The 22,667-nt window shown below is 55.8% G+C and carries 25 protein-coding genes; 8 read left to right on the forward strand and 17 right to left on the reverse strand.

The window, feature by feature from the left end; translation table 11 throughout:
* Positions 1-5 precede the first annotated feature (5 nt).
* Positions 6-401: a winged helix-turn-helix transcriptional regulator gene (locus EL098_RS19820; RefSeq protein ID WP_126357749.1), complete on the reverse strand. Its 396-nt coding sequence runs from the start codon at positions 399-401 to the stop codon at positions 6-8.
* A gap of 92 nt (positions 402-493) precedes the next feature.
* Between EL098_RS19820 and EL098_RS19825 the strand changes: the two genes are divergently transcribed.
* The 3 genes from EL098_RS19825 (at position 494) to EL098_RS19835 (ending at position 3,290) form a co-directional block, all read left to right on the forward strand.
* Entirely contained in the window at positions 494-1,342 is an 849-nt protein-coding gene (locus EL098_RS19825; protein WP_126357750.1) for an SDR family oxidoreductase, read from the forward strand.
* An 80-nt stretch (positions 1,343-1,422) separates the two neighbouring features.
* Entirely contained in the window at positions 1,423-2,244 is an 822-nt protein-coding gene (locus tag EL098_RS19830; RefSeq protein ID WP_126357751.1) for an AraC family transcriptional regulator, read from the forward strand.
* 80 nt (positions 2,245-2,324) lie between these two features.
* On the forward strand, positions 2,325-3,290 hold the full coding sequence (locus tag EL098_RS19835; protein ID WP_126357752.1) for a DMT family transporter: 966 nt from the start codon (positions 2,325-2,327) through the stop codon (positions 3,288-3,290).
* A 63-nt stretch (positions 3,291-3,353) separates the two neighbouring features.
* On the opposite strand, the gene EL098_RS19840 is transcribed toward EL098_RS19835, so the two are convergent.
* Positions 3,354-5,009, reverse strand: a complete 1,656-nt coding sequence (locus tag EL098_RS19840) for a methyl-accepting chemotaxis protein (RefSeq protein WP_126357753.1) — start codon at positions 5,007-5,009, stop codon at positions 3,354-3,356.
* A 243-nt stretch (positions 5,010-5,252) separates the two neighbouring features.
* On the opposite strand from EL098_RS19840, the gene ytfE reads away from it, so the two are divergent.
* Positions 5,253-5,915 carry an iron-sulfur cluster repair protein YtfE gene (gene ytfE, locus EL098_RS19845; protein ID WP_126357754.1) on the forward strand — a complete coding sequence of 221 codons (663 nt, stop codon included), beginning with the start codon at positions 5,253-5,255 and terminating at the stop codon, positions 5,913-5,915.
* Positions 5,916-5,987: 72 nt separating this feature from the next.
* Here the strand turns inward: ytfE and cycA are convergent, their stop codons facing one another.
* Together cycA and fklB are read right to left on the reverse strand one after the other, a co-directional pair.
* Positions 5,988-7,400, reverse strand: a complete 1,413-nt coding sequence (cycA, locus tag EL098_RS19850; RefSeq protein WP_126357755.1) for a D-serine/D-alanine/glycine transporter — start codon at positions 7,398-7,400, stop codon at positions 5,988-5,990.
* A gap of 276 nt (positions 7,401-7,676) precedes the next feature.
* Positions 7,677-8,297, reverse strand: coding sequence for an FKBP-type peptidyl-prolyl cis-trans isomerase (fklB, locus tag EL098_RS19855; RefSeq protein WP_008460415.1), 621 nt, complete (start codon positions 8,295-8,297; stop codon positions 7,677-7,679).
* Between the two features lie 216 nt (positions 8,298-8,513).
* Here fklB and EL098_RS19860 point away from each other — a divergent pair, with 216 nt between their 5' ends.
* On the forward strand, positions 8,514-9,107 hold the full coding sequence (locus EL098_RS19860) for an OapA family protein (protein ID WP_126357756.1): 594 nt from the start codon (positions 8,514-8,516) through the stop codon (positions 9,105-9,107).
* 68 nt (positions 9,108-9,175) lie between these two features.
* Here the strand turns inward: EL098_RS19860 and rplI are convergent, their stop codons facing one another.
* From rplI to rpsF, 4 genes are read right to left on the reverse strand one after another with little or no spacing between them, the layout of a single operon-like run.
* Positions 9,176-9,625, reverse strand: a complete 450-nt coding sequence (rplI, locus tag EL098_RS19865; RefSeq protein WP_126357757.1) for a 50S ribosomal protein L9 — start codon at positions 9,623-9,625, stop codon at positions 9,176-9,178.
* Positions 9,626-9,666: 41 nt separating this feature from the next.
* Positions 9,667-9,894 carry a 30S ribosomal protein S18 gene (gene rpsR, locus EL098_RS19870; RefSeq protein WP_000135199.1) on the reverse strand — a complete coding sequence of 76 codons (228 nt, stop codon included), beginning with the start codon at positions 9,892-9,894 and terminating at the stop codon, positions 9,667-9,669.
* A gap of 4 nt (positions 9,895-9,898) precedes the next feature.
* The gene (priB, locus tag EL098_RS19875) at positions 9,899-10,213 is read right to left on the reverse strand and encodes a primosomal replication protein N (protein ID WP_008460409.1); all 315 of its coding nucleotides are present in this window, start codon (positions 10,211-10,213) and stop codon (positions 9,899-9,901) included.
* Between the two features lie 8 nt (positions 10,214-10,221).
* Positions 10,222-10,617 (reverse strand): 30S ribosomal protein S6, encoded by a 396-nt coding sequence (gene rpsF / locus EL098_RS19880; RefSeq protein ID WP_038476158.1) that lies wholly within the window; start codon positions 10,615-10,617, stop codon positions 10,222-10,224.
* Between the two features lie 347 nt (positions 10,618-10,964).
* Here rpsF and yjfY point away from each other — a divergent pair, with 347 nt between their 5' ends.
* Positions 10,965-11,240 carry a DUF1471 family protein YjfY gene (gene yjfY, locus EL098_RS19885; RefSeq protein WP_126357758.1) on the forward strand — a complete coding sequence of 92 codons (276 nt, stop codon included), beginning with the start codon at positions 10,965-10,967 and terminating at the stop codon, positions 11,238-11,240.
* Positions 11,241-11,321: 81 nt separating this feature from the next.
* Here the strand turns inward: yjfY and yjfP are convergent, their stop codons facing one another.
* The gene (gene yjfP, locus EL098_RS19890) at positions 11,322-12,050 is read right to left on the reverse strand and encodes an esterase (RefSeq protein WP_126357759.1); all 729 of its coding nucleotides are present in this window, start codon (positions 12,048-12,050) and stop codon (positions 11,322-11,324) included.
* Between the two features lie 166 nt (positions 12,051-12,216).
* Here yjfP and bsmA point away from each other — a divergent pair, with 166 nt between their 5' ends.
* Both bsmA and yjfN read left to right on the forward strand, forming a co-directional pair.
* Complete coding sequence (gene bsmA / locus EL098_RS19895) at positions 12,217-12,546, forward strand: biofilm peroxide resistance protein BsmA (RefSeq protein WP_126357760.1); 330 nt, start codon at positions 12,217-12,219, stop codon at positions 12,544-12,546.
* Between the two features lie 157 nt (positions 12,547-12,703).
* Positions 12,704-12,979: a DUF1471 family protease activator YjfN gene (gene yjfN, locus EL098_RS19900; RefSeq protein ID WP_126357761.1), complete on the forward strand. Its 276-nt coding sequence runs from the start codon at positions 12,704-12,706 to the stop codon at positions 12,977-12,979.
* Between the two features lie 15 nt (positions 12,980-12,994).
* Here the strand turns inward: yjfN and EL098_RS19905 are convergent, their stop codons facing one another.
* The 8 genes from EL098_RS19905 to hflK form a co-directional block, all read right to left on the reverse strand.
* Entirely contained in the window at positions 12,995-14,629 is a 1,635-nt protein-coding gene (locus EL098_RS19905) for an isovaleryl-CoA dehydrogenase (protein ID WP_126357762.1), read from the reverse strand.
* Between the two features lie 108 nt (positions 14,630-14,737).
* A complete protein-coding gene (rlmB, locus tag EL098_RS19910) occupies positions 14,738-15,469 on the reverse strand; it encodes a 23S rRNA (guanosine(2251)-2'-O)-methyltransferase RlmB (protein ID WP_126357763.1) in 732 nt (243 codons plus the stop codon).
* A 115-nt stretch (positions 15,470-15,584) separates the two neighbouring features.
* Positions 15,585-18,029 carry a ribonuclease R gene (rnr, locus tag EL098_RS19915; protein ID WP_126357764.1) on the reverse strand — a complete coding sequence of 815 codons (2,445 nt, stop codon included), beginning with the start codon at positions 18,027-18,029 and terminating at the stop codon, positions 15,585-15,587.
* Between the two features lie 38 nt (positions 18,030-18,067).
* On the reverse strand, positions 18,068-18,493 hold the full coding sequence (nsrR, locus tag EL098_RS19920) for a nitric oxide-sensing transcriptional repressor NsrR (protein WP_038476199.1): 426 nt from the start codon (positions 18,491-18,493) through the stop codon (positions 18,068-18,070).
* 177 nt (positions 18,494-18,670) lie between these two features.
* Complete coding sequence (locus EL098_RS19925; RefSeq protein ID WP_126357765.1) at positions 18,671-19,969, reverse strand: adenylosuccinate synthase; 1,299 nt, start codon at positions 19,967-19,969, stop codon at positions 18,671-18,673.
* Between the two features lie 102 nt (positions 19,970-20,071).
* Entirely contained in the window at positions 20,072-20,269 is a 198-nt protein-coding gene (locus EL098_RS19930; RefSeq protein WP_126357766.1) for a DUF2065 domain-containing protein, read from the reverse strand.
* Between the two features lie 62 nt (positions 20,270-20,331).
* Positions 20,332-21,336 carry a protease modulator HflC gene (hflC, locus tag EL098_RS19935; protein ID WP_126357767.1) on the reverse strand — a complete coding sequence of 335 codons (1,005 nt, stop codon included), beginning with the start codon at positions 21,334-21,336 and terminating at the stop codon, positions 20,332-20,334.
* 2 nt (positions 21,337-21,338) lie between these two features.
* Positions 21,339-22,598, reverse strand: a complete 1,260-nt coding sequence (hflK, locus tag EL098_RS19940; protein WP_126357768.1) for an FtsH protease activity modulator HflK — start codon at positions 22,596-22,598, stop codon at positions 21,339-21,341.
* Between the last annotated feature and the right edge of the window lie 69 nt (positions 22,599-22,667).

The following is a 22,667-nucleotide window of genomic DNA, read 5'->3' on the forward strand; positions in this document are numbered from 1 at the left end:
CCCGCTCAGGCGTCCCGTTTCATGCGGGACGCCTGTACCTGCGGCCAATTCTCTTCGATCCAGTCGGCCAGGGCGGCCACTTTATCGGCAATTTCATGCCCCATTGGGGTCAGCGTGTACTCCACGTGCGGCGGCACAACCGGGTAGGATTTGCGATCCACAAAGCCGTCTGCCTCAAGCCACTGCAGCGTCTGCGCCAGCATTTTCTCGCTCACGCCGCCCATCTTGCGCCTTAAATCGCTAAAGCGATGGGTGCCGTCCTGTAATGCCACTAAAATTAAAACACCCCAGCGGCTGGTCACGTGTTTCAGCACGTCCCGCGACGGGCATTTATCGCTGAACAGATTGCCGGTGCGCATTTGCTCGCCCAGCGTCATGGGCGTTTCGCCGATTTCACTCATTTAACACTTACCTTTTTGTGCGTACTTACCAAAAGTTAGCTAGGGTGTTAGTGTGACACAACTTGTTCGAAACATCACTCAGGAGATTGATCATGATTGCGATTACCGGAGCATCCGGCCAGCTAGGCCGCCTTGTGATTGAAGATTTACTGAAAGCGGTGAAGGCCGAAGAGATCGTTGCCGTTGTACGCAACCCCGCAAAAGTAGAAGATTTTTCCGGCCGCGGCGTGCAGGTACGCACGGCGGATTACGGCGATATCTCCGCCCTGACGAAGGCTTTCTCCGGGGTGGAGAAAGTGCTGCTGATCTCCTCCAGCGAGGTTGGGCAGCGGGCGGCTCAGCACAGCAACATTATTGCTGCGGCTAAACAGGCGGGCGTTAAGCTCATTGCTTATACCAGCCTGCTGCATGCCGACCGCTCTCCGCTGGCTCTCGCCGAGGAGCATATTGTCACAGAGCGGCAGCTCAAAGAGTCTGGCGTACCGTTCGTGCTGCTGCGTAACGGCTGGTATACCGAAAACTATCTGGCCAGCGTGCCGCCGGCGATTCAGCACGGCGTGTTTATCGGCAGCGCCGGGGAAGGCAAGATTGCCTCGGCTACGCGAGCAGACTACGCGGCGGCGGCGGCTAAAGTACTGACGCTGGATAACCAGGCCGGCAAAGTTTATGAGCTGGCGGGCGACCACGGCTGGACGCTGGCCGAACTGGCGGCGGAGGTAAGCCAGCAGAGCGGCAAGCCGGTGGTTTATCAGAACCTGGATGAAGCAGATTTTAAAGCCGCACTTCAGGGCGCAGGCCTGCCGGAAGGTTTTGCGGCGCTGCTGGCGAACTCCGATGCAGGCGCGGAAAAAGGCGGGCTGTTTGACGACGGCCACCAGCTCAGCAAACTGATTGGTCGCGCAACCACCTCGCTTAGCGACAGCGTCAAAAGCGCGCTGTAATTGTTAAAAAATAGTTAATAACTAGCCCTGCACGAGGAGATCTCTATAATGACGGGAGAGCCCGCGAGGAGAGACAGAGCGTGCAGGGAGTTCCCGAGCAGTTTAGCGATGAAAAAGACAGCGCCCAGTTCCGGCATTTGCCGCAGCTGCCGGGCGTTGAGCTTTATCACGCCCATATTGCGAAGTACGCCTTTGAGCCCCATACCCACGAAGCCTTCGGCATCGGGGCCATCACCTGGGGAGCAGAACGCTTCCGCTATCGCGGCGAGCAGCTGGTTGCGCCCACGGATTCGCTAGTGCTGATGAACCCGGACGAACTGCATACCGGCGAAGCCGCCAGCGAAGACGGCTGGCAGTACCGTATGATTTATCTGCAGCCCGATCTGCTGGAGTCGCTGACCGGGGAGAGAAGCTGGTGGTTCAACGCCGCCGTGAATCACGATCCCGCCCGCGCTCGCCAGGTCTCGCAGTTTATCGCTGGCCTGTGGCAGGCCGAAGACACGCTGACCCAGCAGGGGCTGCTGCTCAACCTCGTCGAGGCTTTTCGCCCCTACGCCCGCCATCTGCCCGGCCTTCCAGAGGCGGCCAACCGCTTCGCCCTGGTGCGCGAGTATCTCTACGACAACTATATGCAGACCATCACCCTTGAAGATTTAGCTTCGCTGGTCTCCCTGAGCCCCTACCATTTTCAGCGGCAGTTCAAAGCCTGCTATCATGTTACCCCGCACCAGATGCTGATGGCTATCCGCCTGTGGCACGCCAAGCAGTTCCTTACCAACGGTATGCCAGCAGCCCAGGTCGCCGCGGCCAGCGGGCTGACGGACCAGGCGCACCTGACGAGGGCGTTTGCCCAGCGCTACGGCATTACTCCGGTTCGCTACCAAAAACAGGTCACCCGCTAACAAGACAGCAACCTGGTACAATACGCCGTTGCGCCACGCCCCTACACTGCTGCCAAATTGTGTAATTGCGGAAAATAAAGATGTTAAGTGGCGTGTTATATGCCCTGCTGGCGGGGCTGATGTGGGGATTGATTTTCGTTGGGCCGATCATCGTCCCGGACTACCCGGCTGCCCTGCAGTCGACCGGGCGCTATCTGGCGCTGGGATTGATTGCCATACCCATTGCCTGGCTTGGGCGCAGGCGTTTGCGTGAGCTAAGCCGCAGGGACTGGTTTACCGCTCTTAAGCTCTCGAGCGTGGGTAACCTGATTTATTACGTCTGCCTGGCCAGCGCCATTCAGCGCACTGGCGCGCCTATTGCGACGATGATCATCGGCACGCTGCCGGTTGTTATCCCCCTGTTTGCTAACCTGCTGTACAGCAAAAGGGACGGCAAGCTGCCGTGGAAACGTCTTGCCCCTGCGCTGGTGGTGATTGCCGCTGGCCTGCTGATGGTGAATAGCGCCGAACTTGGTGGCGAGCAGGCCGATTTTAGCTGGTGGCGCTACGTAAGCGGTATTTTGCTGGCGTTTGTTTCGGTTGCCTGCTGGGCCTGGTATGCCCTGCGCAATGCCCGCTGGCTGCGCGAGAACCCGGACAAAAATCCCATGATGTGGGCAACGGCGCAGGGGCTTTCGACGCTGCCCTTCTCGCTTATCGGCTATATCGGCGTGTGCCTCTGGATGGGCGGCCACGAGACGGGCTTTACCCTGCCCTTTGGCCCGCGTCCGGAAGTGTTTATCACTCTAATGCTGGCGATTGCCATTCTCTGTTCGTGGCTGGGAAATCTGTGCTGGAATATTGCCTGCCAGCGCCTGCCAACGGTCATTGTCGGCCCGCTGATCGTCTTTGAGATCTTAGCAGGCCTGGCCTACAACTTTATGATTCGCCAGAGCTGGCCGCCGCTGCTGACGCTGTGCGGGGTGCTATGCCTGACGGCTGGCGTGATACTGTCGGTTGGTGCAAAACCGGAAAAAACCACGGTAGTGCCGGTTTCTGAGGCATAAAAAAGCCGGGGCTAAGCCCGGCCTGAGAGAAAAAGATCCCGGCTTGAGGTTGCCGGGATTTGTTTAGAAGGTTTCCCAGTTCGCTTCCGAAACCGGCATCACCTGTTTTGCTTTTAGCGGCGGCACTTTTACCTGGCTGGCTTTCGCCAGAGCCGGGGAACGGCGGTTGATTTTAAATACCGCTACCGCCTCGTTCAGGCGAGAAGCCTGCTCTTCCAGCGCACCCGCTGCAGCAGCCGACTCTTCCACCAGCGAGGCATTTTGCTGGGTCACACGGTCCATCTCAGCGACGGCCTGCCCAACCTGGTCGATCCCGCGGCTTTGTTCGTCCGATGCGGAAGCAATCTCGCCCATAATGTCGGTGACCCTCGTGACGGCGCTGACAATTTCCGCCATCGTTTTGCCTGCTTCATTCACCAGCTCAGAACCCGCATTCACCCGTTCGCCGGAGTCATCAATCAGGGCTTTAATCTCTTTTGCCGCCTGCGCGCTGCGCTGGGCAAGCGTCCGCACCTCACCGGCAACCACGGCAAAACCACGACCCTGCTCGCCCGCTCTCGCCGCTTCCACCGCGGCATTAAGCGCCAGGATGTTGGTCTGGAATGCTATGCCGTCGATAACGCTGGTGATTTGGGCAATTTTGCTTGAGCTGGTGGCGATCTCGTCCATCGTGCGTACCACGCCCTCCACCACGTTTCCGCCTTTCTTCGCGGTCGTTGAGGCATCCAACGCAAGACGTGAAGCCTGACGAGCGTTATCGGCGTTTTGCTTCACCGTGGCAGTGAGCTGCTCCATGCTGGCGGCCGTCTCCTCAAGCGAAGCCGCCTGCTGTTCAGTGCGGGAAGAGAGATCGTTGCTGCCAGCGGAAATTTCACCGGCCCCGGTATAAATTGTGTCGGCGCCGTCGCGCACCACGCTGACCGTATTTGCCAGTGCGATCTGCATCTCTTGTACGCTGTTGGCCAGCAGCGCCATTTCGTTTTTGCCCTGGGCATCAATAGGCTGGGTCAGGTCGCCCGCGGCGATGGCACGAATATGGTCCATCACCTCGCGCAGCGGCATCAGCAGGACGCGACGCATCGCCACCCAGCTCACCACGATCACCCCCATCACGCACAGCATAATGGCGCCAAGGATCCACAAAATCCGCTGATAGTCAGCCTGATTATCGCGGACGCCTGCGCTGGAGAGATCCGCCTGTTCGTTGCGCCATTCGCGGTAGACCTTCTGCATCGCAACCTGCTTCTGCTCCGCATTTTGCTTGAACATCTGTTCCAGCTCGCTCTGCGCCAGGAAGGTGTTCATTTTGGCGAGCGCAGAAGAGTAGTTGTGATATTGCGCCTCCAGTTCATCGCTCAGGTGCGGACGTAAACCTGGGGTATCCGGCAGCGCCTGATATTTTTCGAAATGGCTTTGCGCCTCCGCCAGCAGCGCATTGGTCGTGGTAACCAGCTCCTGCAGCTGCCCGCCGTTAATCTGACTCGCCAGGCTTCCCTGAATACGCAGCATGCCGCGGTTCAGCGTCACGCGCGCCTGGTTAAGGCCGATCCAGGCATCGGTAAATTCGGCAACGTTCTGACTGGCGAGCTGGGAGACGTTGAAGTTGCTCTTATCGTTATTGAGGGCGTTGAGGAAAACCGCCGCTGACAGAAGCTGCATAACGCCCAGCACTATCAATACGGAGATGAGTAAGGTGATCACTTTCATTCTTTTAAACATGTATAGCCTTTTCTTATGCAGATATTGTCCAACCTCTAACTATCGGCAGCATCCCCGGGTTATTTATGTTGCCTCTCTGATAAACCACCATTTTTGGGGATTTTTTGTAATCATTCAGTATGTTAAAGAAAAAAGTTTTTTTGTGATCCAGCTCTCGCTATGCAGGCTGCCCCGAAAGGGTTATAGTGATCCCATAAAGATGCATTTAAAATACATCTTATATTTCACTATGAGGATCCTGCTATGGCCTACCGCGATCAACCTTTAGGCGAACTGGCGCTGACTATCCCACGCGCTTCCGCGCTGTTCCGTAAACTGGACCTGGATTTTTGCTGCGGCGGTAAGCAAACGCTGCTGCGCGCGGCGACCCGCAAGGAGCTTAATCTTGAAGAGATTGAGGCACAGCTTGCCGCATTAGCCGAAGAACCGGCGGAGAAAGACTGGCGGGCGGCCCCGCTGGCAGAGATTATCGATCACATAATCGTGCGCTTTCATGACCGCCACCGCGAGCAGCTGCCGGAACTCATTCTGCAGGCGACCAAGGTAGAGCGTGTACATGCCGATAAACCCAATGTGCCGAAGGGGCTGGCAAAATACCTCATCATGCTGCATCAGGAGCTGGGCAGCCACATGATGAAAGAGGAGCAGATCCTGTTCCCGATGATTAAGCAGGGCATGGGCGCTCAGGCCGGGGGGCCAATCAGCGTGATGGAAAGCGAGCATGATGATGCCGGCGAGCTGCTGGAGGTTATCAAACACACCACCCATAACGTCACGCCGCCGCCGGAAGCCTGCACGACGTGGAAAGCGATGTATAACGGGATTAACGAGCTGATTGAAGATCTGATGAACCACATCAGCCTGGAGAATAACGTCCTGTTCCCAAGAGCGTTACGCGGTGAATAACTGAACGCTTCCCTCTGCTAAAACCTCTCCCCGGACAGGGAGAGGTTTTTTTTAGTCCTGATACCAACCCGGCTATTTGCCGATATTCGCCAGGCGCTTCTTGCCAACAAAGAGCCAGCCAGCCCCCAGGACGATGAACCACAGCGGCGTGACGATCAGCGCCTGACGGGTATCCTCTTCCAGCGTCAGCAGGACAAGCACAAAGACGAAGAACGCCATGCACACCCAGCACATCAGCTTGCCCAGCGGCATCTTGTAGATGGACTTCTCGTGCAGGTGAGGACGCTGTTTGCGATAGACCAGGTACGAGCAAAGAATGATGGTCCAGACGAACATGAACAGAATTGCGGAAACCGTGGTGATCATGGTAAAGGCCGCAATCACGTTCGGGTTCACGTAGAGCATCACCACCCCACCCAGCAGGCAGATACAGGAGAAGGTTAAGCCTTTGGCCGGTACTGCACGTTTGGAAAGCTTAGCGAACGCCTTAGGCGCCACGCCATCCTGCGCCAGGCCAAACAGCATACGGCTGGTGGAGAACACTCCGCTGTTCGCAGAAGAAGCCGCAGACGTCAGCACCACAAAGTTGATGATGCTCGCCGCCGCCGGCAGGCCTACCAACACAAACAGCTCAACGAACGGGCTCTTGTCCGGTACAACGGAGCTCCACGGCGTCACCGACATGATAATAATCAGCGAGAAGACGTAGAACATGATGATACGTACCGGGATCGAGTTAATCGCGCGCGGCAGTGATTTCTCAGGATCTTTGGTTTCAGCCGCAGTGGTCCCTACCAGCTCAATGCCGACGAAGGCAAAGACGGCTATCTGGAACCCGGCAAAGAAGCCGCTGATCCCTTTAGGGAACCATCCGCCATCATTCCAGAGGTTATTGAAGGAAGCCTCAACGCCGGACGGAGAGTGGAAGCTGGTCAGCACCATCACCAGGCCGATGACGATCAGCGCGACGATGGCGACGATTTTGATCATCGCAAACCAGAACTCCATCTCACCGAACATCTTCACGGTGGCCAGGTTCAGGCTTAGCAGTACCAGGACGACCGCCAGAGAAGCCACCCAGTCGGAAAGTCCGGGGAACCAGAATTGAGCGTAGGCGGTTATCGCTACCACATCCGCCATGCCGGTCACCACCCAGCAGAACCAGTACGTCCAGCCGGTGAAATAGCCCGCCCATGGCCCCAGCAAGTCTGCGGCAAAATCGCTGAACGACTTATATTCCAGATTTGAGAGCAGCAGCTCGCCCATCGCCCGCATCACGAAGAACAGCATAAAGCCGATGATCATGTAGACGAAGATAATGGACGGCCCCGCAAGGCTGATGGTTTTCCCTGACCCCATAAACAAGCCGGTGCCGATGGCACCCCCAATGGCAATAAGCTGAATATGACGGTTTGTTAAATTACGCCGCAGCGACTGTTCGGTCGGAGCCTGAGCTTCGTCCGCGACTTTGACCTGATCTACCATGTTTGTATTTTCCTGTACCTGTCTGTTTTTTCAGGCTCTACTGGCCCGTGACTGTTTTTACGTGTTGTTGTTTGCGTGATACGGGGTAAGAATCGGCGGGATAAATAATAAGCACAAGGGCAATGTTAATTTTTTGTTTAATTTGAGTGTGAAATCGCATTCACTGCGGGATATAGCTCACAAAAACACCCGTAAAATGGGTGAATGCAAGATAAAATCACGCTTATTTATTATTAATCAATTAAAAACCCCGCGACGAGCGGGGTTGCGGATATTTTACAGAATTTCCAGCAGCTCGACTTCAAAGACCAGGGTGCTAAATGGCGGAATAGAGGCGCCAGCACCGCGCTCGCCGTAAGCGAGGTTGTGTGGAATAGTCAGTTCCCATTTGGAACCGACCGGCATCAGGGTCAGCGCTTCGATCCAGCCAGCAATAACGCCGCTTACCGGGAACTCTGCAGGCTCGCCACGCTGTACTGAACTGTCGAAGACGGTGCCGTCAATCAGCTTACCGGTGTAATGCACGCGGACGTGATCTTTACGGGCAGGGATCGGGCCAGTGCCCTGAGTGATAACGCGGAACTGCAGGCCGGATTCGGTGCTGCTCACGCCTTCTTTCTCCGCGTTCTCCGCCAGGTATTTCTGACCTTCTACAGCCAACTCTTTCTGGCGCTCACGACGCACTTCATCTGCACGCTCGTGAACTTCACGCAGGGCGCGGTGTACAACGTCAACAGGAACGGCCGGGGCATTCCCTTCCAGCGCGTCACGGAGACCTGCGACCAGCGCTTCTGGCAGTAAACCTTGCAGGCCGGATTCACTCAGCTGCTGGCCTACCTGTAAACCAATACCGTAACTTGCTTGCGCTTCGACGCTGTCAAAAGAAGGGGTTGTCATGGATTTTCCTTTCATGATGTTTAAAAGCAAGCCCGAAGCATAACAGCGTCAATCCGCAGGGTAAATGACAATGGAGGAATGGTGACAAATGCAAACGAAACGGGAACAATAGCCTAAACGGACGCAAAATTGCGGTTTACCGTCACGGAAACCAGGATTGCTTAAGGCATCAAACAGTTAGCGCTCTATACTGGATAAGTGTTATTTAGAGGAGGGTTGCCAATGCAATTCGCTGTTAAACCATGGCTGACGCGGATTTGGCATGCACCTGATCATTTCCGCCTGATGGATCCGTTACCTCCCCTGCACCGCCGAGGGATTATTCTTGGCTTTGCGCTCGTGATTCTCGGCTTCTTGTTACCTGGCGCAGACGACACCAGTCGCCCGGTCACGCGCGACGCTCAGCTCTCCGTGCAATCGCAGTCGCCGATGCAGGCCGAACTGACACCGTCGAAGAACAGCAACGTGCCAGCGACGCCGGTTGAGCCTCCTCGGCTGGAAGAGCAAACTCAGGCTCCCGTTCCCCACGACAATAATGATATCGATCAGCAGTGGCGCTCTTATCGCGTCGCCTCCGGGCAGACAATGGCCCAGCTGTTCCGCGACCATAATTTACCGCCGGCAGACGTTTACGCCATGGCGCAGGTGGAAGGCGACAGCAAGCCGCTAAGCAACCTGCAAACCGGGCAGATGGTGCAAATCAGGCAGAACGCCAGCGGCGTGGTGACGGGTTTAACGATTGATATCGGCAACGATCAGCAGGTGCTGTTTACCCGCCAGCCGAACGGCAGCTTTATTCGCGCGCAGTAAAAATTACGATCTTAGAAAAGCAAAACGCCAGCACAAGGCTGGCGTTTTTACGAGCAGTGAATAATAACTTATTCAGCTACAACGTTTACGGTCAGTTTAGCGAATACTTCGCTGTGAACCTGGAAGTCCACTTCATGCTCACCGGTGGTGCGCAGAACGCCGTTCGGCAGGCGAACTTCGCTCTTGGCAACATCAACGCCCGCTGCAGTAACAGCGTCAGCGATGTCGCGAGTACCGATGGAACCGAACAGTTTACCTTCGTCGCCAGCTTTAGACGCGATGGTTACGGTTTCCAGTGCGTTGATTTTCTCAGCGCGAGCTGCAGCTGCAGCCAGAACGTCAGCCAGTTTAGCTTCCAGTTCTGCACGGCGTGCTTCGAAGAACTCAACGTTTTTCTTGGTAGCAGGAACAGCTTTACCCTGTGGTACCAGGAAGTTACGAGCATAGCCCGCTTTAACGTTAACCTGATCACCCAGGCTACCCAGGTTTGCTACTTTATCAAGCAGAATAACTTGCATTACCTTATCCTCTCAAAGTCGTATTAATGGACCGTGACCGATTACTGATGACGATCAGTGTACGGCAGCAGAGACAGGTAGCGAGCGCGTTTGATAGCGCGAGCCAGCTGACGCTGGTATTTTGCACGGGTACCGGTGATACGGCTTGGGACAATCTTACCGCTTTCGGTGATGTAGTTTTTCAGCGTAGCGATATCTTTATAGTCGATCTCTTGAACGCCTTCCGCGGTGAAACGGCAGAACTTGCGACGACGGAAATAACGTGCCATATGGCTAGTCTCCAGAATCTATCAATTCAATCTGCTCGGCATGCAATACCACTTTGTTCAGGCCATTTTTCATCTGATGACAAGTAATGAACCCGTGAACCGTGATTTGCGTACCGACCGTTATACTGTGAGTAATGGCCTGGTTCGCGTGCCCGCTAACAATAACTGGCATTCGGCACCATGCCTGCCGGTTAAGACCGGCTTCCTCCTGCACTGAACGATGCTCAAGCACGAACTGGCAGTGAGGAATTCCTGAGGGGCTGACCTTGCGAAGGGGCGTCTTGCACACTGTACCAGACAGCGCCAGGCGGTTGGCCATCATCAGAATTACTCTTCAGAATCCCCAGCATCTGCATCATCAGCGGTTTCGCTAGCGAAATCATCGCGACGCTCACGGCGCTCGTCTTTCGCTTTAACCATTGGAGATGCTTCGGTAACCGCGTGCTTAACGCGCATAACCATGCTGCGGATAACGGCGTCGTTGAAGCGGAAGTTAGTTTCCAGCTCATCGATCGCTTCCTGCGGAGCTTCAACGTTCAGCAGAACGTAGTGAGCTTTGTGCAGTTTGTTGATCGGGTAAGCCAGCTGACGGCGGCCCCAGTCTTCCAGACGGTGGATCGTACCTGCTGCTGCAGTGATTGCACCAGTGTAACGTTCGATCATACCCGGAACCTGTTCGCTCTGGTCAGGATGGACCATAAAAACGATTTCGTAATGACGCATCGAATTGCTCCTTACGGATTATTCAGCCTCCTGTCAGGGTCAGCCGCGGCCCATGGAAGCAAGGAACGTGTTTGAATTGCGGCTGAAAAATTGACGCGTAATCATACTTACCCCGCCCCCTAAACTCAAGGCCGCCGGCAAATAAATTCTCTTTATTTCTGGAGGGGTGGCTAAGCATGTGAATTACAAAACAAACCCGCAGATCGCCTAAATATTTTGAAAGAGACCATCAGAAATGGTCACTTTTTATTCAGCCATCAGGGATTACACTTATTGATAACAGGCCGCCACAGCCATTAACAGGAGCGACGACCACTGATTACATATCTGTTGTAGTGGAGCGCATCATGAAAAACATCGTTATAGCCCTTGCTGCAGTTCTGTTGTTAAGCGCCAACGCGGCGGCAGCTATCAAGATCGACAGCCGCCAGGCCAGGAATATGGATGACGTTCAAAGCCTGGGCGTCATTTATATTAACCACAACTTCGCCACCGTGTCAGAGGCAGAAACGGCCATCCAGCAGGATGCGGACCAGCACAACGCGAAGTTCTATCACACGATAATCATGAGAGAACCCGGCAGTAACGGCAATATGCACGTCAGTGCAGATATCTACCGGTAGCCTGAGAGTACGCGTAGACACCAGAGAAGAGACCACAACCTAAAAAACCTGTTTGACTTGCCCCCGCTCGCGGGGGCTTTTTTACAGGTATCGGGCAAAAAACTGGCTCGTGGCTTCCAGCGCTTCTGGCGTGATGCGATGTTTGACGCCCGCCTCCCATACGCAGGTCAGGTTTTTATCCAACCGGTTAGCTGTTAGCGCCTGCTGTAATCTGAGTGTTTCTACGGCTGGCACAACGTCATCCTCTTCGCCATGCCACAGCAGCAGCGGCCTGTCGCTTAGCCGCTCAAGCCGCTCGGCGACGTCGTAATCTGCCAGCCCCGCAATCACCCCTTCGCGAACATCCGCCTGAGGTGGAAACAGAGTTTGTGCCAGCGTCGTAAAATAGCCTGAGCCCATCAGGCAGGCGACACAGCGCACTTCAGGCTGGCGCGCCATGATCCCCAGCGCCGTCATTCCTCCCATGGAAGCTCCGCCCACCGCGAGACTGCCATCGGCGACGCCGCCCGTGCTCAGTAGCGCCTGATAAAGCGCCGGAAATTCATCAATACTGTTTTTTAAAATTGGCCAGAACTGCTGCAGGCGAGCATCAGCATCGCCGCTGTAGCGAGCGCCATGATCGAGAGCATCCGGCATAACAACGCGAAATCCCTGCTGCGCCAGCGCCACCGCAAAATAGCTATATACCAGTTTTGAGGAGCTAAAACCGTGGTAGAAAATAACTGTTGGCAGCGGTAATTGTTTCATTCCGGACGGTACCGCGTGCAGAACTTCGACGCCGGCAAACCGCTCGTTATAAATTTCGATCATCTTCTCTTCTCCTGGCAGGCAATATCTAGGAAAGTAACGCAAGTTGGGGATTATTGTAACGATGAGATCTAGCTATCGATTTTCATTCGAAAGCCATTAAAAAGCACGCCTGAGATAACAAATCGGGAACATTCCCCCTTTTCACGGCAAAACCCGGAACTACACTATGACTGTTAAGAAACGAGAAACCATCATGCTTCGGCTATCCGTGCTCTTTCTGGCGGCGTTACTCAGCGCCTGCAGCGTACTCCAGGGAACGCCGCAGCCCGCACCACCGCCGACAAATGTCCCGCAGGAAATACAGCGTCCTCAAACTGCGGCATTGACCAAAATAGGCACCGTGACCGCCGTAGTACGCGGCTCTCCAATGGACTCAGAAGCCATTATTAAGAACAAAGCCGCAGCAGCGAAAGCAGATTATTATCTCATCATTATGAATGATGAGACGGTGATACCGGGCCAGTGGTATGCGCAGGCTATTTTGTATCGGAAATAAGCCGTCGCGTTAGCCATTATTTATTGATATTTACACTGCTTTTCGCCGCTTGATCGTTTCTTCTGCACAATGGACCTCGCCCTCAGGAAGCGGGGTCAGCTTTGAATAAGCGAAGGACTGCCCTGTGACTTCGGGGTAAATTGATAAGGAACTGACAATGAAACGATCTCTTGCCTTAACTACACTGCTGTTATCTGTTGGCCTTATTCCGACTCTGGCGCAGTCCGCCGAGTTTGCCAGCGCGGATTGCGTGACGGGCCTTAATGAAATCGGATTAATTTCGGTCAATGATATTTCCGGTAGCCCGCAGGACGTCGAGCGTATGATCGCGCTGAAGGCTGACGAGCAGGGAGCCTCCTGGTACCGCATTATTAAGATGCAGGAAAACTCTCTTGCGGATAGCTGGCGGGCACAGGCTATTCTTTACGCATGATGGCCCGCCATTTTATTAAGCCACGCCTCCCGTTGCCCGCAGCAGCAAATCACTGATGACCTGCTCGGGCAAAAGCGATTCTCCCCGATCGTCCAGCTTCATTCGGCACCAGGCCTCGGCTGCGGGAGGTGAAAGAGATTTAAGCAACTGCGCCCCACAGGCCAGATTGGTCAGCTGAAGCGTAATTTCCCTTCCCCGCTCTTCCTGTGGTTTCCGCAAGCGCTGCTGTAGCTGCCGCCAGCTACGATCAAAGTGACGGTTTTGCCCCTTAACCTCATCAAATTCGCCGTGCAGCATCTCTATTACCGCGGGCTGTCGGGTTAGCACGCGCAACACATCGAGACTCATGATATTGCCCGACCCTTCCCAGATGCTGTTTACCGGCATTTCGCGATACAGACGCGGCAGCTCGCTCTCTTCGCAGTAGCCCACGCCGCCCAGAACCTCCATTGCTTCGGCAACAAAAGGAATACCGGCTTTGCAGATGCTGAATTTCGCCGCCGGGGTAAACAAGCGGCTGTAGGCCAGCTGCCGGGCGTCACCGGGCGACTCCCATGCCCGGGCAAGACGGAAGAGAAACGCCGTCTGGCCTTCAAGCAGCAGGGCCATTTTTCCCAGCAGCTGCCGCATAACAGGCTGCTCAATGAGCGTCTTGCCAAAGGCCTGCCGCTGAAGGGCATGACACAAGGCTACCGACAGCGCTCGACGCATCAGGCCGTGACTGCCCAGCGCGCAGTCAAAGCGGGTAAATCCCCCCATCTTCAGAATATGGCGTACGCCCTCACCTTCGTCACCGATAAGCCAGGCAGTGGCATCGCAAAACTCGGCTTCGCTGCTGGCGTTTGAACGGTTACCCAGCTTGTCTTTCAGGCGCTCAAGGCGAACGGCATTACGCTGTCCATCCGGCAAAAAGCGCGGCAGGAAGAAGCACGACAGCCCGCCCTTAGCCTGAGCAAGAACAAGGTGCGCGTCGCTTTGCGGGACAGAGAAAAACCATTTATGCCCTACCAGCCGATAAGCTTCACCCGAACCTCTGCCCTCCAGCGGCTCCGCGCACGTTGTGTTACTCAGCACGTCTGAACCGCCCTGTTTCTCGGTCATCCCCATCCCTATCAGCAGCCCTCGCTTTTGGGCGCCCGGCAGCATGTGCGCATCATAGCGATCGCTAAGCAGCGGTTTGCGCCAGGCTTCAAAAGCTTTCGGTAAATGCTGTAACAGCAGCGGCGTAGCGCCACAGGTCATGGTAATCGGGCACAGGGTGCCGGCCTCAACCTGAGCATGCTGAATAAATCGGGCGGCGCGGGCGACAAAGGCTCCCTGGCGCGCATCCTCCTGCCAGGCAAGATTGTGAACCCGATTAGCAAAGAGTCCCTGCATTAGCAGATGCCAGGCGGGATGAAAGCGAACGTCGTCAAGCCGCTCGCCGTTGGCGTCAAAGCGTAGCAGCTCGGGCGGATTGACGTTTGCCAGCCTGCCCAGCTCCAGGGATTCTGCGGAGCCCAGCTGTTGGCCGATGCTGGCCTGAAGCTCAACGTCCCAGCCGGCGCCTTCACGCACCACCGCTTCTCGCAGCGGGATATCTGATAGAAAAAGATTGCTGTTGCTGAGGGGGATAGGTTGATTAAAAACGGTGTGGGTTTGCCAGCGCATTCTGTTCCCTCCATCTGTGGCAATGCCATTAAGTATGGACGGAGATGCGGGTTCTGCGCGGAGGGGGATCACAAACGGGGCGTTTCCACCCCGATGAGAGAGTGCTGCTTAACCGCGCTGACGCACGATTTCAAACAGGCAAACGCCGGTGGCGACGGAAACGTTCAGGGAAGAAACGGTCCCGGCCATTGGAATGCTAACCAGTTCGTCGCAGTGCTCGCGAGTCAGGCGACGCATGCCTTCACCTTCAGCGCCCATGACCAGCGCCAGCGGGCCAGTAAATTTGCTCTGGAACAGGGTATGGTCCGCTTCGCCGGCGGTGCCGACGATCCAGACGTTCTCTTCCTGCAGCATACGCATGGTGCGGGCCAGGTTAGTCACGCGGATCAGCGGCACGTTCTCCGCGGCGCCGCAGGCAACTTTTTTCGCCGTCGCATTCAGCTGCGCGGAGCGATCCTTCGGAACGATAACCGCGTGAACCCCGGCAGCGTCTGCGCTACGCAGGCAGGCACCGAGGTTATGTGGATCGGTTACGCCATCTAAGATCAGCAGGAACGGACGCTCGTGCTCGGCAATCAGATCGGGCAGATCGTTTTCCTGGTACTGCCGGCCCGGCTTCACGCGGGCGATGATGCCCTGGTGTACCGCACCTTCGGCCTTCTCGTCCAGCCACTGCCGATTTGCCACCTGCACCGGGATCCCCTGCGCTTCAACGGCGTGGATCAGCGGCAGCAGGCGCTTGTCTTCGCGCCCTTTCAGGATGAAAACTTCCTGAAAACGCTGCGGAGCACGTTCAAGCAGGGCCTGGACGGCGTGAATGCCGTAAATAATTTCACTCATCGATATCACTCATTGCGGACGAGGGTTCGCCCGTGTTGGTTTGTTCATAGTCTGGATTGAAAGTCATCAACCCGCCCCTCTCCCTTTCAGGAGGAGAGGCAGGATGAGGTTTACATCAGCTCGCCGGCTTTTTCGCGGCGCGCTTCGCCTTCGTTGCTGCCGCTATTTTACGGGTTTTGTCCGACGGCGCTTTGGCTTTCTTCGGTTTCTTTCCGGCCTTCTCTTTCTTCGCTTTTGAACCGTCTTTCTCTTTGCGGAAAGCATTGTCCGGCTCGAAGTTTACGCGTTTGCCTGCCTGACGCCGCTTAGACGGAGCACCACCGGTTCCCTTCTTCGCTTTATCTTTTGCGGTTTTACCCACGCCACGCGGCGCACGCTGGCTTGAGATCAGCGCGAAGTCGATTTTACGCTCGTCCATATGGACAGCTTCTACTCGAACCTCAACGCGGTCACCCAGACGGTAAGTCTGGCCGCCAGATTCGCCAATCAGGCGCTGACCAATCTGGTCAAAGCGGTAGTAGTCGTTGTCCAGCGTCGAGACGTGCACCAGACCATCGATAAACAGATCGTCCAGACGCACAAAGAAGCCAAAGCCGGTAACGCTGGCAATAATCCCGTTGAACACCTGCCCAACCTGATCCTGCATAAAGTCGCACTTCAGCCAGTCCGCCACGTCGCGAGTCGCTTCGTCGGCGCGGCGTTCGGTCATTGAGCAGTGCTGCCCCAGCTGCAGCATCTCTTCCATGCTGTAGTGCCAGCCGCCGGATTCGGTGCTATTCCCGGTATGCCCCTGCTCTTTTGCCAGTAAGTATTTAATGGCGCGGTGCAGGGACAGATCCGGGTAGCGGCGGATCGGCGAGGTAAAGTGCGCGTAGGACTGCAGCGCCAGGCCGAAGTGGCCGCGGTTTTCCGGATCGTAAATCGCCTGCTTCATAGAGCGCAGCAGCATGGTTTGCAGCATCTCGTGATCGGGACGATCGGCGATGGACGCCAGCAGATCGGCGTAATCGCGCGGCTCCGGCTTCTGCCCGCCCGGTAATTCAAGGCCCAGCTCCGCCAGCACCGAACGGAATGCGGTGATCGCATCGTTGCTCGGACGATCGTGATCGCGGAACAGCGCGGGCTCGTTATTCTTCTCGACAAAGCGCGCCGCCGAGATATTGGCGAGGATCATGCACTCTTCGATAAGCTTGTGCGCATCGTTACGCACGGTCTGCTCGACGCGCTCGATGCGGCGTTCAGCGTTGAAGATAAACTTCGCTTCTTCGCTCTCGAAGGAGATACCGCCGCGCTGGGCACGGGAAACTTCCAGCACTTTGTAGAGGTTATGCAGCTCTTCGATATGCTTGACCAGCGGCGCATACTGCTCGCGCAGCTCCTGGTCGCCCTGCAGCATATGCCAGACCTTGGTGTAGGTCAGGCGAGCATGAGAGCTCATTACCGCTTCATAGAATTTATAGCCGGTCAGGCGCCCTGCTGCGGAGATGGTCATCTCGCAGACCATACACAGGCGATCGACCTGCGGGTTCAGGGAGCACAGCCCGTTTGAAAGCACTTCCGGCAGCATCGGCACTACCTGCGACGGGAAGTACACCGAAGTCCCACGATTGCGGGCTTCGTTATCCAGCGCCGTTGGGGGACGAACGTAGTAGCTTACGTCGGCAATGGCTACCCACAGGCGCCAGCCGCCGCCGCGTTTCTTCTCGCAGAATACGGCGTCATCAAAGTCACGAGCGTCTTCGCCATCAATGGTCACCAGCGGCAGGTCCCGCAGGTCAACACGGCCAATTTTGGCCTCTTCTGGCACTTCTTCTTTCAGGCTTGCAACCTGGGCTTCAACCTCTTTCGGCCAGACGTGCGGGATTTCATGGGTACGCAGCGCCATATCCACGGCCATGCCGGTATCCATGTTATCGCCAAGCACTTCAACGATTTTGCCGATTGCCTTGGTACGGCGCGTTGGACGCTGGGTCAGCTCAACCACCACCACAAAGCCCATGCGCGCGCCCATCAGCGCCTCAGGTGGGATCAGAATATCGAAGCTCAGGCGGCTGTCGTCCGGTACCACAAAACCTACGCCAGCGTCGGTGAAGTAGCGGCCAACAATCAGCCCGGTTCTTGGCTCCAGCACGCGAACAATACGCGCTTCACGGCGGCCTTTACGGTCAGCGCCGAGAGGCTGCGCCAGCACCAGATCGCCGTGCATGCACATTTTCATCTGCTCGGATGAAAGATAAAGATCGTCTTTACGGCCTTCAACTCGCAGGAAGCCGAAGCCGTCCCGGTGGCCAATGACTTTGCCTTTCAGCAGGTCCAGACGCTCCGGCAGCGCATAGCACTGGCGGCGGGTAAAGACCAGCTGGCCGTCACGCTCCATCGCACGCAGGCGACGGCGTAAAGCCTCAATCTGTTCTTCACCGGAGATTTTTAGTTCTTCAGCCAGCTCGTCGCGGCTGGCAGGTTTTTCACGTTTTGACAGGTGATCGAGAATAAACTCCCGGCTTGGAATCGGGTTTTCATATTTTTCGGCTTCTCGTTCCTGAAAAGGATCTTTTGACATTTCGGGTCCTCCGTTGTCATCCGCGGATGGGATGGCGATCATTCCACCAGCAGTAATTTGTAGAGCGGTTGGTTTTGGTCCACCAGGTCGGCCAGCGTGTGCTTGTCCAGTTCCTGAAGGAAACTTTGCACCGCCTCAGCCAGGGCCTGTTTTAGTCGGCAGGCAGGGGTGATATGACAAAACTCACTGCTACAGTTCACCAAAGAGAGCGGCTCCAGCTCGCGCACCACGTCGCCGATGCGGATAGTGCCTGCAGGCTTACCAAGGCGGATGCCACCGTTTTTTCCTCGCACGGCCATCACATAGCCCGCGCGGCTGAGTTGATTGATGATTTTCACCATGTGATTACGGGACACACCGTACACCTCTGTCACTTCAGAGATGTTGGTCATTCTTCCTTCGGGAAGAGAAGCCATATAAATCAAAGCACGTAAACCGTAATCAGTAAAACTCGTTAACTGCACATCAACCTCATGGGTGGGAGGGGAAACGCTTTGCACAAGGCAAGTTGCACCTTAAACCAGGTACATATTGATGATAAACCAGCCATATGGTTGCCAGCTAATTTATTTGATTGGAAAGATGAATAAAGCGGCGGGGAAAAAGCAGTACGGGGTGTGATACCACACCCCGCCACATCATTATGCGTCGAACGGATCGCGCAGAATCATGGTTTCAGTACGGTCCGGGCCGGTAGAGATAATATCAATCGGCACGCCGGTCACTTCTTCAATGCGTTTGATGTAGTTCAGCGCTGCCTGCGGCAGACCGCTGCGCTCTTTCACGCCAAAAGTGGTTTCAGACCAGCCAGGCATCACTTCGTAAATCGGCTCGATACCTTCCCAGTCGTCCGCTGCCATTGGGGTGGTGGTCACTTCGCGACCATCAGGCATACGGTAGCCCACGCAGATTTTCACTTCTTTCAGGCCGTCCAGCACGTCCAGCTTGGTCAGGCAGAAGCCGGACAGGGAGTTAATCTGCACCGCGCGACGTACGGCAACCGCATCCAGCCAGCCGGTACGACGACGACGGCCAGTGGTAGCGCCGAACTCGTTACCCTGCTTGCACAGGAACTCGCCGATATCATCGAACAGTTCGGTTGGGAACGGACCTGCACCCACGCGAGTGGAGTAAGCTTTGATGATACCCAGAACGTAATCCACATAGCGCGGACCGATGCCGGAGCCGGTCGCAACGCCACCCGCGGTGGTGTTAGAGGAGGTTACGTACGGATAGGTACCGTGGTCGATGTCCAGCAGCGTACCCTGAGCCCCTTCGAACATGATGAAGTCGCCGCGTTTACGCGCCTGATCCAGCAGGTCAGAGACGTCCACCACCATGGAGGTCAGGATGTCGGCCACCGCCATCGCATCATCCAGCACTTTCTGGTAGTCAACCGCTTCAGCTTTGTAGAAGTTCACCAGCTGGAAGTTATGGTATTCCATCACTTCTTTCAGCTTGTCTGCAAAGGTAGCTTTGTCGAACAGGTCGCCAACGCGCAGGCCACGACGAGCCACTTTGTCTTCGTAAGCAGGGCCGATACCGCGACCGGTAGTGCCGATAGCTTTGGCACCGCGAGCTTTTTCACGCGCAACATCCAGCGCAACGTGGTAGTCAAGGATCAGCGGGCAAGCTTCAGACAGCAGCAGACGCTCACGTACTGGAATCCCGCGGTCTTCCAGCCCTTTCATCTCTTTCATCAGCGCAGCTGGAGACAGCACAACGCCGTTACCGATGATGCTGGTGACGTTTTCGCGAAGAATGCCTGATGGAATAAGATGGAGAACGGTTTTTTCACCGTTGATTACGAGAGTGTGGCCTGCGTTGTGACCGCCCTGGTAGCGCACAACATATTTAGCCCGTTCAGTCAGAAGATCGACGATCTTTCCTTTACCTTCGTCACCCCATTGGGTGCCCAGTACGACGACGTTGTTACCCATTTTTCAAAATCACCGTTTGCTTAAAAAAGGATTCTACCATCGGTTTCTCAGATGAACAGCCCTTTTAGTACACAAAATAGGATTCTGCAGGATAAATTTCACTCAACTGCTGACGCGACTCAACATGTAGTAGATAACGATGCCGGCAACCACAAGACCGCCGCCAAAACGACGCAGCAGCGTGTCCGGTAACTGCGCCATCGCCAGAATCATACGTCGCCAGATGCGCGGGTAAAGCATCGGCCCCAGGCCTTCGAGTACCAAAACCAGAGCAAGCGCCAGCCAAATTGTTGAATTCATAATCATCCTTTACGGGCATAAAAAAAGAGCCGGTAAACCGGCTCTTTGATCACAAGAAAAAATTAACGTGCGCTATTCGCTGGCGTCTTCATGTAGCGGAAGAAGTCGCTGTCCGGGCTCAGGACCATGATGTCCTGGTTAGACTGGAAGCTCGCTTCATAAGCACGCAGGCTACGAATAAAGGCGTAGAAGTCCGGATCCTGGCTAAAGGCATCCGCAAACAGTTTCGCTGCTTCTGCATCGCCTTCACCACGAGAGATACGCCCTTCACGCTCGGCTTCTGCCAGCGTACGAGTCACCTCATAGTCAGCGGTAGCGCGCAGCTTCTCAGCCTCTTCCTGACCCTGTGAACGGTGACGACGGGCAACCGCTTCACGCTCTGCGCGCATACGGTTGTAAATCGCCTCGGACACCTCGGCAGGCAGGTTGATCTGCTTGATACGCACGTCTACCACCTGAATACCCAGCGCCGCCATACTGTTCGGGTTAACCACAGGCACTTTGCCGTTGGTCTCTTCGGTAATACGCGCCGCTGCGGAAGCGATAGCATCGTCAGCCGCTGGCGTAGCAACTTCATCATCCGTACCCGCAGAACCGGAGTTCAGGGCATCACGAACGTCCAGCGTCAGGCGCCCACGGGAGTCGGTCACGATGTCTTTCACATCCAGACGACCAATCTCAGAACGCAGACGGTCACTGAACTTACGCTTCAGCAGCACTTCGGCCTGAGAAACATCGCCGCCGCCTGTAGCCAGGTAGTAACGGCTGAAGTCGCTAATGCGCCACTTGATGTAGGAGTCAACGATCAGGTCTTTCTTCTCTTTGGTCACAAAGCGATCGGCCTGGTTGTCCATGGTCTGGATACGCGCATCCAGCGTTTTCACGGTTTCAATGAACGGGATCTTGAAGTGCAGACCCGGCTCATAGACGACCGGTTTGTTTTCGTCATCACGCAGGACTTTGCCGAAGCGTAATGTAATGCCGCGCTCGCCCTCATGCACCACGAACAGCGAGGTGTAAATCACGACCAGCACGATGATAATTACTGCAACAAAAGACTTACGCATCGTTATTCACTCCCTACGCGCTGGGTATCGTTGCGCAGTGCGTTAGCACGACGCTGATCCATGATATCGCCACTCGAGGAGGACGAAGAGGTGCTGGCACTGCTGCTTGAGCTGGACGCTGGCGGCAGACGCAGCAGGTTACTGGCTGCACTGCTGTCGCTCTTCGCGGCCGGCTGCTGAGCGCCGCCCTTCAACATCTGATCCAGCGGCAGCACCATCAGGTTGCCACCTTTGTCGTTAACCAGCACTTTACGGGTATGGCTAAGGACTTTTTCCATGGTTTCGATATACAGACGCTCGCGGGTGATTTGCGGTGCAGCCTTATACTCTGGCAGCATCTTCGCAAAACGAGCCACTTCACCCTGCGCTTCCAGAACGGTCTGAGCTTTATAAGCACGGGCCTCTTCCAGAATACGCTGAGCCTGACCGTTTGCACGCGGCTGAACTTCGTTGCTGTAGGCTTCCGCTTCACGAATGTACTGCTGTTCGTTTTCACGAGCGGCAATAGCATCATCAAAGGCGGCCTTAACTTCTTCCGGCGGACGCGCCGTCTGGAAGTTGACGTCCAGCAGCGTGATCCCCATGTTGTAAGGCTTGATGGTTTCTTCAAGCTCACGCTGGGTATCGCTACGGATCACGGTACGACCCTCGGTGAGGATCTTATCCATGGTGTATTTACCGATAACGCCGCGCAGTGCGCTGTCGGTGGCCTGACGCAGGCTGTCATCCGCACTGGTCACGCTGAACAGATAGCGCTGCGGATCGGTAACGCGGTACTGCACGTTCATCTCAACGCGCACGACGTTTTCATCAGAGGTCAGCATCACGCCGGACGCCGCCAGCTCGCGTACCGATTCAACGTTCACCGCCTGAACGCTGTCGATGAAGGTCGGCTTCCAGTTCAGACCTGGTTCAACCAGATGGCTGAATTTACCAAAGCGGGTCACAACACCGCGTTCGGCTTCTTTAATGGTATAGAACCCGGTCGCCGCCCAGATAATGACCGCCGCAGCGGCAACGATCCCAACCACGCGCCCACCAATAGGCTTACCCGGCCCCTGCGGCGCATGACTCCCGCCGCTACCGCCACTTTTCCCGCCGCCAAGGCCGCCGAGCTTTTTGCTCAGCTTGCGGAAGATATCATCCAGATCAGGTGGACCCTGATCGCGCCCTCCTTTATTACCCCCAGAGTCGCCGCCAGGCTTGCTGCTTCCCCACGGGTCGCGGTCCTGTCCGTTATTACCGGGCTGATTCCACGCCATGTTTATGCTCCATATTTGTTGTGCGGTGATATCCCCCGAAGGGGAAATAGTCTTCAGGACATTTATGAG

It is taken from the genome of Cedecea lapagei, assembly GCF_900635955.1.
Lineage (GTDB): Bacteria > Pseudomonadota > Gammaproteobacteria > Enterobacterales > Enterobacteriaceae > Cedecea > Cedecea lapagei.